Source organism: Capnocytophaga granulosa ATCC 51502, assembly GCF_000411115.1.
In the GTDB taxonomy this organism is placed as follows: Bacteria; Bacteroidota; Bacteroidia; order Flavobacteriales; family Flavobacteriaceae; genus Capnocytophaga; species Capnocytophaga granulosa.
The window spans coordinates 242218-255346 of the sequence record NZ_KE150242.1 but is presented as its reverse complement, the minus strand read 5'-3'; the positions used below and the strand labels follow the sequence as shown (position 1 = coordinate 255346).

Below are 13129 nucleotides of genomic sequence, written 5' to 3'. Positions count from 1 at the left end.
ATTTTTAAAGTATCGTTTTTATAAGAATTAACAATTTAGATTTGACAATTAACCATTAATCATCAACCATTAATCATTATTTTTCGTATCTTTGTCCCCGCGAATAAATAATACTAAAAATTATGTATCCACCAGAAATAGTAGCTCCTATGATAGCGGAGCTTGAAAGAGCAGGTTTTGAATCCCTCCATACTGTAGAGGCTGTAGATGAGGCTATTAAGCGCCCTGGCACTACCCTTGTTGTGGTTAATTCCGTATGTGGTTGTGCGGCAAGAAATGCCCGCCCTGGCGTACTCCTTAGCCTTGAGGGTAGTAAAAAGCCTGACCATTTGGTAACGGTTTTTGCGGGCTTCGATACCGATGCCACTGCCCAAATGCGAGACTATATGCTCCCTTTCCCGCCTTCTTCCCCAAGCATTGCCCTCTTCAAAGACGGAGAGCTGGTACATATGCTGGAGAGACACCATATAGAAGGCCGTTTTGCTGAGGCAATCGCTGAAAACTTAGAGGCTGCCTATAATGAATTTTGTTAAATAACAGTCCAAATCCAATGAAAAACACCTTTTTCATTGGATTTTTTATTGGTTTGAGATGAAAGAACTTTTAGCTAAGTACAAGCCCCTAATAGCCTCCAAATATAAGCTCCTAAAAGAAAGGGCTTTTGTCATTATCTACGGAAAAGATACCGTTGCAGGAAAACTCTTTGACCTTATTCTCCTAGGTTTTATCCTCATCAGTACTTTTTTGGCTATTTTTGAGAGTATTCAAACTGTAAATGATAGGATACATACCTTATTAGTAGTCTTGGAATGGGTCATTACTGTCTTTTTTACCATTGAGTATATATTGCGTATTATCTGCATCCCTAACTGGAAACGGTATATCTTTAGTTTCTATGGAGTTATTGACCTTATCTCTATCTTACCTGTATATCTTTCGTTCTTTGTAAAACAATCGAAAGTTCTTTCTATTATTCGTATCCTTAGGCTGTTGCGCATTTTTAGGATCTTGGACTTGGTACAATTCACCCAGCAAGCCAATCAGCTGAAGAAAGCTTTAAAGAATAGTCAAACGAAGATATTTGTATTCATCTACTTTGTGTTGGTGCTTTCTGTTATCTTAGGAGCGCTGATGTATATGATAGAGCCACATGACAAGGCTTTTACCAGTATTCCCCGCAGTATCTACTGGTGTATTGTAACCCTCACTACTGTAGGCTATGGCGATGTGGTGCCTACTACCACCTTCGGACAGATTATGGCCTCTATAATTATGATCTTAGGTTATGGTATTATAGCCGTACCTACAGGTATTGTAACGAGCGAGTACTCACGTGCTTACAGGAAAAAAGAACCTCATAAGTCCGATACCTCTCACAAGATGCCACAAGACATAGGTTATCCACACAGCCACACCCATGGTCATTGCAAGTATTGTAATGCCTATCCCCTACCTGATGGAGCACTGTATTGCCCCCAGTGCGGAGCAAAACAGTAGTCAATGGTCAGTGGTTAGTTATCAGAGACTGACCACTGTCTACTGTCTATTGACCTCTGTATACTGTCTACTGTCTACTGACCACTGTCTACTGAAAGGACTGCATTTCCACTAGCTTGCGATAGGTGCCGTTTTGTGCCATAAGGGTGGCATGGTTTCCTTGTTCTATGATTTTTCCTTTTTCCATTACCACAATAATATCCGCTTTTTGAATGGTAGAAAGGCGGTGGGCAATGACCAGTGAAGTACGGTTCATCATCATCTTTTCCAAGGCATTCTGTACCAGTTTTTCACTCTCAGTATCTAGGGCAGAGGTGGCCTCGTCCAAGATCATAATAGGTGGATTCTTCAGTACAGCACGGGCGATGCTCAGACGCTGCTTTTGTCCGCCAGAGAGCTTTCCGCCCATATCCCCTATATTGGTTTGGAATTTTTCGGGTAAGGCCTCTATGAAATCATAAGCATTGGCTACCTTGGCGGCTTCCTCTATCTCCATTGGGGTGGCCGACGCCTTACCTATAAGGAGGTTGTTTGTTATCGTATCATTGAAAAGGATAGAGTCCTGAGAGACAATTCCTATCAGATCACGGAGCGATTGTATCTTAAGATCGCGAATATCGGTGCCGTCAAAGGTAATACTGCCTTCATTGACATCGTAGAAGCGCGTAATAAGGTTGGCTATGGTACTTTTTCCACTACCTGATTGCCCTACTAGGGCTACTGTTTTCCCCTTGGGTATCTCCAGAGAAAAATCCTTGAGTACATACTCATTGTCATACTTGAAAGAAATGTTTTTCAAAGAGATAGCCGCTTGGAAGTCTGTTTTTTCTATGGCGTTTTCTTTGTCAAAAATAGGGTTCTGTGCATGGATCACCTCCAAGACACGTAGGGCGGCGGCATCTCCTTGTCGCAAGCGATAGGCTGCCTTGCTGATTTCCTTGGCTGGGGTGAGAATATTGTAGGCCAACCCCATATAAGCGACAAACTCGGAGCCTCCTAAAGTCTTATCGACCAAGACCATCGTACCTCCATACCATAGGAGGATTCCGATGACCAAAATCCCTAAAAACTCACTAATGGGTGAGGCTAAGTTTTGGCGATAGGAGAGGTTGTTGGCATAGGTGTTAAAGCGTTGAGTGGAGTCGGTAAAGCGCTTGATAAACGCCCCTTGTGCATTGAAAGACTTGATGATACGCAGCCCCGAAAGGGTTTCCTCTATCAGGGAGAGGAAGAAACCTTGCTCGGCCTGCACCCGTCCCGAATGCTTCTTAAGGGTCTTACCCACACGCGAAATAGCCAGCCCTGCTATAGGTATAAAGACAAAGACAAAGACTGTGAGCTTCAGGCTAATCCCACACATGATAACTATAGTGAAAATAATTGTAAGTGGTTCTTTTACAATAAATTCCAATATACTCAGATAGGAGGTTTGAAACTCATTGATATCGGTGGTGATACGGGAGATGACATCTCCTTTGCGTTTTTCAGAGAAATAAGAAATGGGTAAAGAAATGATTTTCTTATACATCATATTGCGTAAATCCTTCAACACACCGTTGCGCAAGAGGTTGATAAACACTATGGCCAAATAGTTAAATATATTCTTTAAGAAAAATAACAATAACACCAAGGCGATAATGTAGGAAAGCGCTTGTACAGGGTCGCCTCCCGCATGCTGGGTTACCTGATAGTTCAGGTATTCCTTAAAATAGATATTTGCCTCGCTAATACCCTTATACACAGGCTTTTGGTAAATCCTTGCACGAGCATCAAAAAGTACCTCAAGCATAGGAATCAAGGCAACAAAGGACAAAGAGCTAAAGAGTGCATATAGAATGTTAAAGAACACATTCAGAAAGGCAAACCTCTTATAAGGCAGTACATACGGATAAAGTCGTTTGATATTGGCTACGTTCATTCAATAATATATAAGAAAATCATTTCTAACTAATTAATAATCAGTTTTATAAACTCCATTCTTTGGTTACTTGCTTAATTTTAGCCAGTAAGGCCTCACGTGTAGCCTCATAAGCCTCTATAGAGGTAAGAGGGGCGTTGGCGCTGAAATAGAACTTGATTTTAGGTTCGGTACCACTGGGGCGTGCTGCTACCTTAAGTCCTTTTTCTGTATGGTAAATCAACACATTGGATTTAGGAATCTCAATAGGCTTTTTCTCACCTGTCAGTGGGTTATAGCTTACAGAGGTTTGGTAGTCATCTATACGTACGACTTTTTCACCTAAGATCTCTTTGACAGGGTTTTCGCGAAGGTTCTTCATGATTTGGTTGATCTCCTCTGCCCCGCTGATCCCTTTTTTCACTACGGAAATCAAGTATTCTTGATAAAGGCCAAACTCTTGGTACATCTTAAGCATTTCCTTGAAGAAGGAACTACCTTTGGCCTTAGCCTCAGCAGCAATTCCCATAGCCAATAAGGCGGAGGTTTCCGCATCTTTATCACGAACAAAATCACCTACCATATAGCCGAAACTTTCCTCTCCCCCACCGATAAACTGTTGGTCTGGGAAGTCCTTGATCATCTTGGCTATCCATTTGAAACCTGTAAGCCCTTCCTTATACTCTACCCCATAGGCATCGGCAAGTTTCTGCATCATAGGTGTAGAAACTATGGTAGAGGCAATAAACTCATGGCCTGTCTTTTCACCTTTTTCTTTCCACTTGTCCAAGAGGTATTTGGTCATTAGGAGCATTGTTTGGTTTCCGTTAAGCAACTCCATCTTGCCTTGGAGGTTACGTACAGCAATCCCTATACGGTCGCTATCGGGATCCGTACCGAACACAATATCTGCCTGTACTTCTTCGGCCTTTTTCAGAGCCATAGTAAGTGCTTCAGGTTCTTCAGGATTAGGCGATTTCACGGTAGGGAAGCTACCATCGGGGGTGGCTTGTTCCTCTACTATATATAGAGAGGTGTAGCCTGCACGCTGCAAGAGCTTAGGGATAATGGTTACCGATGTCCCATGCAAAGGTGTGTAAACAATCTTAAGATTTTCCTTGCCTGCGATAGGGAAATTGGCCTTGTTCAAGGAGGCTTCTATAAAGGCCTCATCTACCTGAGAATCAATCTTTTCAATAAGCGACTCGTTGGGAGTAAATTTAATATCAGCAAATTGTACCTTGTCAATGGCTTCCATTACTTCCTTGTCCTGAGGAGGTACTAGCTGGCCTCCATCTGTCCAATAGACCTTGTACCCATTGTATTCTGGGGGGTTGTGAGAGGCTGTAAGGACAATACCACTATGGCACTTGAGGTAGCGTATAGCGAAAGAAAGTTCTGGTGTAGGGCGCAACTGGGAGAAGAGATACACCTTGATACCATTGGCAGAGAAGACATCGGCTACTATCTTGGCAAAATCCTGAGAGTTGTGACGACAGTCATAGGCAATGACTACCTTCACTTGCTCATTGGGATATACCTTTTTGAGGTAGTTGCTCAATCCTTGGGTATTCTTTCCCAAGGTATAGCGGTTCATACGATTGGTACCAATACCCATGATCCCGCGCATACCTCCTGTACCAAATTCCAAATTCTTATGAAAACATTCGGTAAGCTCCTCAGGATTTCCTGCAAGTAGCTCACGTACTGCCTTTTGTGTTGGCTCGTCAAAGGTAGGACTAAGCCAAGACTGAGCATTTTCTTTACTTTTTTGTAATAGGTCCATAATTTATCTTTTTTAATTGTTAATTGTCAATTGTTAATTATCAATTCAAGCTTCATAAGCTTTGTAACTCAAATACTTAAGTTTCGCAAGCTCTGTAATCAACTGATTCTCAAAACATCCCCCCTACCCCCCTCAAGGGGGGAGTTAGTAAGTAATAGAGGTTCAATAAGTTATAAAAGGGAAATTTTCTAAGTTAATAAACAAATTAGACCATTTCAACGCCCTTAAAGACACATACTCCGCTCTCGCAACTCACATACTCTGCTCCAAGTATTCGCAGACTATCCTTTGGAGGGGGGTTGGGGGAAGGTTTTTACAAATAATTGTTTATCAGTTACTTGCAATTTCAATAGCAACCTAAAAACAACTTGCGAAACTTAAATCAAATATTTTATCTTTTCAACTTTTTAAAATCCTCTGGATTAAACAAAGTAAGCTGATTTTCTTGCAAATGATTGATCGTATCAAACATTTTTTGACGAATGGGACGCGGCAGGGTGTAATAGGAGGCATCTATCTGGGTTTCTCGCCCTTCATCACTGGGGTCATCTTGGTGACGAATAGCCGTTTTCTCCCCCTTGTGATAAGCTAAGAGCTTTACTTTACCCCTGTCAGGATCACCATCGGTAGGCGCTGCCCCATAGACAATGATTGGATCCACATAACCATCTTGGTCTAAATCGGTAAAGGAGACAAATTTTGTCCAAAACCAAATAGAGAACTCCGTACCTTCCCACTTAGGACTATAATCATATACGACCCTTACCACTTGGTAGGTATCTGCTTTCTCTAAGAGGTGAAAGGCCTTAATCTTGTCATTAATCACCTCACCCTCACTATTTTTCTTATAGGTTTGCTCCTTTCTTCTTGCTCTTTCATAGAGCTTATTCTCGGTAAAGACCCAAACATGTGTCCCTTCCTTATCCTTATAGGTATAAGCCTTGGTTATGGGATAGGTAATACCCAATTGCTTTTGTACCTTAGCAGGGAATTGCTTTTGTATTTGCTCCTCCTGTAAGGATTGTGCTTGCCCATACCCTTGAATAGATGCTAGCAAACCAAGAACACTCCAAAAAAAGTATTTCATAGTGGTTAGTGATTAGTGGTTAGTGATTAGTGGTTAGCAGTTAGTGGTTAGTGGTTAGTCACTAGTCATTGGTCATTGGTCACTATCATCGTTCATTGCTTTAACTTGTTTTATCACATGATAGAGGGCGGCAAACACTCCAAAGAGACTCCCGCCCACCACACCCCATGGGGCTATGGCAGGATATTTGCTGTCCAAGAGATTCCCGCCATAGGCGCAAAGGGCTATGGTAACGGCCATTTGCAAACCCACTTGGGAGAATTTTACCCAGCTATTAGGATTATTTTTTTGCTGGTTCATTGCTTACCGGAGGTGTTCCTTTGACTCCCATTTTACAAGTCACATTGAATACCGCACCAGGTTCTATAGCGAGCTTGTCTGCTTGTACTTCTCCTTCTATCACGGCAGTTGCCTTAAGAGAGAGCGTATTTTTAACCACCAAAGTTCCATTGATTGTACCTTCTACATCGGCATTGGTACAGATCACATTGCCCTTGATAAGGCCTGTTCTTCCTACCACCAATCGACCAGAGGTCTGTATGGTACCTTCTATTTCTCCATCTATACGGAAGTCAGAACCTGAGTTTACTTCTCCTTTGATCTTAGTACCTGCTACGATGCGGTTGCTCCCCGCTACTGAATTGTCTACTGCCATGGTTTTCTTATTTTCTTTATTAAACATTGTTAGTTAATTTTTATGTATTCTTCCTTGTTTTTAAACGTTTGTAGGATCGCATAATTTTCTGACGAAATTACGAAAAAATCTTTGAAAAACATAGTATTTTCTTGATTTTTTTCTTCATCTTTTTTCTTCTTGCCTGCTAAGACTTTTTCTTGGAAATAGTGATTGATTCTTTGCACAAATCCCTCGGCCATTTGCCTTGACATAAAGCCGTGAAGGACTGTGAATTGCTCCTTGTCATCATATACATCTTGGCTTAGAGAGAGGTAAGCGAAACCATTTTCCTCTAAGTAATCCTTTAGTTGGGTAAGCTGCTGCTCGCCTAAGGCTGGCAACACCAGTTTCCAAGAAGTAGCCTCTTCATCGCCCAAGAATGTAGGCTTCTGAGGGGTACCTTTGAGTATTTCGAGCTTTTCCTTGAGATCATCGGCTTGAGAGGTATTGGGGTATTCTTGTACAATAGCCTCTAACTCACGTATATAAGCCGCCTTTCCTTCCAATCGGGCGATGGCCTTTGCCCTGAGTATATCCCAGTCGGGTGCCATGGAAGAGGTCTTATAATCGGCCTTGTGGGTGTCTATATAGTCACGCACTTGGGCAAATTGCTGTGCCGCAAGTTGGTCACTCAGCTGTTGGTATTGCTCTTTTAGTGCCTTTTCATTGGTGCTTTGCTGTCCTGAAAGTGGTTTGGCATATTCTGAATTAGGGAAAGATGCCAGCAATCGCTCTTTGTAGGCCTCGGCCTCCTTAGGATATTTTTCTTCGCTTATCTTGTATAAGAGATAGAGGGCTTTTTCCTTGAGCTTGTCATTCTGAGTGAGTGAGAGCAGGCGGGTAAGGCGTTGTTCGGCCAATTTCCCGTCGGCAAACTTTTCCCAATAGAGTTCCCCTACCCCATAGAGGGCGGCCTCTCTGTCCTTTTGGAGTTGTTCGAGCTGAGTTTCGCTTGGCAGCTGGCTTAGGTAATCCTCAGCGGACACTTTAGGGGCGGATAAGCTATCTTTCTCTGTCTCAGTAGGTTGCTGAGCAATAAGCTGATTAGACCAACGCCAATTATCCACTAGTGGACGGTCTCCGAAGCGCTGTTTGAAGAGTTGCTTGCCATAGGCAACCGTCTGAGGTATATAGAAATAGAAGCCTTCTTGTGGCGCTTGGTGCTGTGTAGTGGTTGTTCGTCCAAAATCAGTAATAGAGATTACTTTTTTGTCCTGAGGTTGTTGCTTTAGGGAGTCAATATGCTGCTGGAAATAACGTACTTGTTCCTCCTTGGGCATTTTCATGATATGAGAAAGACTATCGGCCTTGGCTATGGTATTCTCAAAGGCGGTAATCTGAGCCAGGTTATCCCTTTTGCGACGCATATAGAGATGTTCGAGCGTGTTTTTAGGGATATACACCAGTGTACTGTCGTAGTGAGCATAGGCCAAGGGGTATTTTTTATCCTTGAAATACAAGTCTGCTAAGTGTTCATGGGCACGCTGACGCAAGCCGTCATTGTCCTTATTTTTTTCCAAAGAGCGCAAGAAGTACTCGGTAGCACCTTTGGGCTTGTTCTCTCCTTCGAGGAAGAGCGCATGCTGGAAATACACCAAGTCGAGCAAGTCCTTATGTTCATAGAGTTTTTCCATTTTGCGCAACTTCTTGGTATATTCTATTTTCTGCTCAGGAGTAAGGGTTTGGGTACGCGCCTTGCCTATCTGAGCTTCTACCCATAGGCGTCGGGGAATATTCCAGTTCAGCCCGATCACCTTTTGGTAATAGGCCTGAGCGGAATCGCGCTGCTGGAGATGCTCAAAGAGTTGCCCTATGATATAGTAATAACGGCCTCTTTTAGGCTTTTCCTTGGTCTCTTGGCTGGCTTGTTTTAGCGCTTCAATAGCCTTGGGATAGGCCTCTAAATTGATAAACGCCTGAGCCAATACCGCATGTAGGGTAGCTCGCTCTCGGCGCTTGGGTTGTTCCTCTTGGAGGATTTTCTCTAAGTCAGTTACGGCCAACTGTTCTCTACCGAGCTGAATATGCGCTTTTTCACGCCATACAGCCGCATTGTAGCGCTGGTTGGTCTCTCCATAGTTGGTTAGCAGATGGTTAAAGGCCTCTAAGGCTGGGATATAGCGACCATTGTAATAGCGTGCCTTACCCAGTAGCATATAGGCATCATCAATCTTTCTATTCTTCTGTTTGCCATCAAAGACCATAGAATGGCGTTGGATTGCCTTGATCGCCTTCTCCTCGGCACGGTCAAAGTGCGGGTTTCCTTCTCCCTTGAGGTTGTAATTCTGGGAGCGTACTTCGGGTTCTACTTCTAAGATCTCAAAGTAATTGTCTTTGTGCTTTTCGGCTAATTCTTTTTTGCCTTCTTCGAGTGCTAAATTGCCGTTATACAACACATTGTACATGGTTGGGATCATGCGAAACTGACGGTTGTAATAAGTATCCGACTTAGTGGTACAGCCTGTTATAAGGGCTATCAGTAGGAAATAAATAGATAATTTGTGCAACTTCATCTAAGAAAATAATAACAAGGCGCAAGTTAGTCATTTTTTTTGAATCATCAAACAAAATTAAGCTATTATTAATGATTAATGATTAATGACAAATGACTAATGACGAATCTGTAATGATTTGTCATTAGTCACTTGTCGTTAGTCACTCGTCACTCGTCGTTAGTCACTTGTCACTAGTATTTGAGGTACAACCAACCTTTCTTGGTATGGGTTTGCTCGGCTGTATCTTGATACTCTAAGATGTAGTAGTAAGTTCCTTGTGGGAGCTTGCTATCGGCACTTATGGTCGCACGTCCGTTAGAATGGCCGTCAAATGGCTCACTGTTGGTGTAACCGTCCTTTTCATAAACCAATACACCCCAACGGTTGAATATCTTAAGATTATTCTTAGGATACCCCTCAATATGCTCTATCATAAAGCCATCGTTCACACCGTCACCATTGGCAGAGATACCATTGTGGATCACTATCGGTTTGTCTTCCAATATCACTATCTTCACCTTAGCCTCAACACAGATGGTTGGGTGATCTTTCATACAGAGACTATAAGTCAAGGTGTAATCTCCTGCTGGAGCGCCTTGTGGGATCACTACATTACCATTCTGCTCTATACGAGCTCCAGATTTATTGTTGTCCAACATAGTGATCTTCACCTTATCCAAGTGTTCTAGGGCATTACCATCAGCATAGCGGTCGTTGTCCAAGACATTTCCTGCGATACCCTCTTTTACAAGCGGGTTGATCGGATTGGCGGTAAAGTCATCATCATTGGCTATCAAAGCAGGCAAGAGCTTAATCACCGCTTCGGCACTCTTACACTCTGTTGGTGCTGACTTCTTACAGATGGTATACGTATAGGTATAAACACCGTCTGGGGTGTTGGGCGCTATGGTGATCGTACCATCCTCATTCATGGTAAGGGCATTGGTTGGGTTTCTCTCTGCATCCTTAGCCTTGCCTTTGGTCAAGATCACATCGTCTACTGGTGATGGGTTCTTCTTCTTATTGAGTTCGTCATTTTTCAAAACACTTTCGGTTTTGTACTCCTTGGTCTTGTCGTTGGTAATATTAAACTCATCATCCTGAGCGGAGAAGCTCACTACCCTTATGGTTACTGACGCACTAGAGGTATTGGCTGTATTGGCCTTCTCTGTAATCGTATAGTAATACGTGTAAGTACCCTCTGGTATGTTCTTCTTCACTGAGATACGGCCGTCTTCGTTCATCACCATCTTAGTATCATCAATCACAGGCTTACCATTGGTTTTTGTTATACTTACCTCGGAAGGAGCAATACCCACTCTTTCGCCTAATATATCGTTGTTCAAGACACTTGGGGTCAAGGCACCTTCGGTACCTACTTCCCATACACCATCATCTTTGGCAAAGATATGAGCTTCTATAACTTCAAAGCTTACCTTAGCCTTATCACAGTTGGTAGGTACGTCTTTTTGACATATTGTATACTCGTAGGTGTAAGTACCCTTAGGCGTACCGCGTTTTACAGTGATGCTACCATTTGGATTCATGGTAATATTCTCATGAGGTTGTGCCCCTGGAGTCAGTACCACATCACGCTCTGGGGAGAGGTTACCTACGACTCCTTCCATGGTATCTACTCCAGCGGAGAATACCGTATTGGTAGTGGTGTAATCCACTGCGTTAGGAATCTTACCAAAGTCATCATCTACCGCCTTGAGGGCAAGGGTAGGCACTTCCACGGTTATCTTCACCTTAGCCTCATCACAGATGGTTGGCTGATTCTTCACACAGATTTTATAAGTAATCTCGTAAGTGGCTGGCGCTGCATCATTAGGTATCATAATCTTACCAGTGGCTGGGTTTACCCCTACTCTTGTAAGGCCGCCATCGTTAGAAATGGTGATATCCACATCGGCTGGGGTTGCAGGATTACCGTTGACCTTGTCATTGCCAAGTACGGCTACTTCCTGGCCTCGGCGTACTGTCGTATCAGGGTCATCATTGGCCTCTATGGTAGGTGCCCCTTCTACTACCTTGATTTCAGCTACGGCACTCTTTACTGCACCGCAAGTACTTGTTACCTCTACCCAGTAGTAGAAACTTCCTACGGTATTGGTGTCTGGCTTATAGCTTGGGCTGTTATCCCCTACTTCAGTGCCTGAGGTGTTGTTATTATCCGTATTCTTATACCACTTATAGCTGAGGGTACCTTCACCAGTGGCCACTACTGCAAGCAGTGTTGCGTCGGCTCCTCTTTGGTAAGTAGCCCCTGCTGGATGAGTGGTAATGGTGGTGGCTGTCTGTTGCGCCTTGATCTCAAAGCTATCAGAAGCTACCGATTCACAATTGTCATTGTTCTTAGCCGTAATGGTATAAGTACCAGGGGCTAGACCCATGATCTCATGGGTAATCGGATTAACCGTCAACTGGGTACCATTATGCCAAAAAGTTAGTCCTGACACCTGGGTAAGCTTAGCCACTGTTGGGCTGGTACAGCTGGCAGGGGTTAGCGTAATGGCTGGCTTGGCTGGTGTTGGGAGCTTGTCAGCTATGTCAAAGTCCACTGCCGCAGCCCTACAAGTACCACGAGTTATGGTCAGTGTATAAGTACCTGCTGTAGTAAGGCCTGTGATATTACCTGTAGTATTATCTACTGCTCCTATAGCTGTTCCATTGCTATCGGTTATGGCAAAGGTTTCTCCATGAGTATAATCTGTATAGTTGCTTACCTTAGCTACACTCATGGCTGTACAAGTAGGTCGTGTTACCATAACGGTAGGCGTTTCAGGAACAGGGAGTGCTTCGGCTATGGTAAAGGTTTCTTCACCAGATACACAAGTACCCTGAGTAGCCTTGATCTTATAGGTGCCTGCCGAAGTAATACCCCCGATGGTTCCGTCAGCAGCTACTGAAGCACCTGCAACAGTTACATTAGCACTATCGGTTATGGTATAGTTAATACCAGGGACATGGTTGGTTATCTTAACCACTGTTGCCTGACCACAAGTAGCAGGCCTTGTTGCTATGATAGGGTTAGCCACGCTTCCTATAGTTACTTGAGTGGCTACTCTTGAGGTCTCACAGGTAACAACTCCGCCATTAGAAGCTGTCTCTGCCACATAGTAAGTAGTGGTAGAGAGCAAGTCGGTACGTGTAAGTGGGGTTCCTCCTGTAGCTACATTATAGATTCTGATAGAGTTATCACTATCGTTGGCATCTATAGCCTTCCAAAGGGTATCTACTGTAGTACCTACACAATACGTATATGTTGCTTGCGGAGTAGGCGCCTGTACAAGGGTCACTGCCATAGCTTGCCTATCACTCTCACACTTGTTTGTCTCTGTAGCGGTATAGTAATAAGTGGTTGCATTGAGCAGGGTAGCATCTGCCAAGTCCGCAGGATCGGTAGCGGTTGCATATACTTTCAATGTACCTGTAAGGGTTAGAGCCAATTGTGCTTTGAGATCGGCCACTGTAGCACCCTGACAGAGATTTACTGCTGTAAGTGTTGGTTGTACTGTAATATCCTGTACTGTAATATGTGCACGAGCACTAGTTTCCTCACTACCACAAGCACTGCTTACCTCTACATAGTAATAAGCTGTTCCTACTGTAGTTACCACAGGTGTATAGCTATCCTCATCACTATTGGTATTCTCTGTTCTTATGAGTGTACCCGTAGCAGTAGCAC

At 43.5% G+C, this 13129-nt stretch carries 9 protein-coding genes; 2 read left to right on the top strand and 7 right to left on the bottom strand.

Annotation, left to right across the window (positions count from 1 at the left end):
• The first annotated feature begins 122 nt into the window (after positions 1 to 122).
• Together HMPREF9331_RS01085 and HMPREF9331_RS01080 are read left to right on the top strand one after the other, a co-directional pair.
• On the top strand, positions 123 to 533 hold the full coding sequence (locus HMPREF9331_RS01085; protein WP_016419343.1) for a BrxA/BrxB family bacilliredoxin: 411 nt from the start codon (positions 123 to 125) through the stop codon (positions 531 to 533).
• Positions 534 to 591: 58 nt separating this feature from the next.
• Positions 592 to 1497, top strand: coding sequence for an ion transporter (locus tag HMPREF9331_RS01080; protein ID WP_016419342.1), 906 nt, complete (start codon positions 592 to 594; stop codon positions 1495 to 1497).
• Between the two features lie 88 nt (positions 1498 to 1585).
• Here HMPREF9331_RS01080 and HMPREF9331_RS01075 read toward each other — a convergent pair whose 3' ends face one another.
• From HMPREF9331_RS01075 to HMPREF9331_RS01045, 7 genes are all read right to left on the bottom strand, one after another.
• The gene (locus HMPREF9331_RS01075) at positions 1586 to 3415 is read right to left on the bottom strand and encodes an ABC transporter ATP-binding protein (protein WP_016419341.1); all 1830 of its coding nucleotides are present in this window, start codon (positions 3413 to 3415) and stop codon (positions 1586 to 1588) included.
• Between the two features lie 46 nt (positions 3416 to 3461).
• Positions 3462 to 5180: a phospho-sugar mutase gene (locus HMPREF9331_RS01070; protein WP_016419340.1), complete on the bottom strand. Its 1719-nt coding sequence runs from the start codon at positions 5178 to 5180 to the stop codon at positions 3462 to 3464.
• 391 nt (positions 5181 to 5571) lie between these two features.
• Positions 5572 to 6267, bottom strand: coding sequence for an FG-GAP repeat protein (locus HMPREF9331_RS01065; RefSeq protein ID WP_016419339.1), 696 nt, complete (start codon positions 6265 to 6267; stop codon positions 5572 to 5574).
• Positions 6268 to 6339: 72 nt separating this feature from the next.
• The gene (locus HMPREF9331_RS01060) at positions 6340 to 6567 is read right to left on the bottom strand and encodes an AtpZ/AtpI family protein (protein WP_016419338.1); all 228 of its coding nucleotides are present in this window, start codon (positions 6565 to 6567) and stop codon (positions 6340 to 6342) included.
• Positions 6548 to 6949, bottom strand: a complete 402-nt coding sequence (locus tag HMPREF9331_RS01055) for a bactofilin family protein (protein WP_009641602.1) — start codon at positions 6947 to 6949, stop codon at positions 6548 to 6550. The genes HMPREF9331_RS01060 and HMPREF9331_RS01055 overlap by 20 nt, the downstream gene beginning before the upstream one ends.
• A 2-nt stretch (positions 6950 to 6951) precedes the next feature.
• Entirely contained in the window at positions 6952 to 9456 is a 2505-nt protein-coding gene (gene porW, locus HMPREF9331_RS01050; RefSeq protein WP_016419337.1) for a type IX secretion system periplasmic lipoprotein PorW/SprE, read from the bottom strand.
• Positions 9457 to 9629: 173 nt separating this feature from the next.
• Positions 9630 to 13129, bottom strand: a 3500-nt coding sequence (locus HMPREF9331_RS01045; protein WP_016419336.1) for a T9SS type B sorting domain-containing protein, incomplete at its 5' end; no start/stop codon positions are given.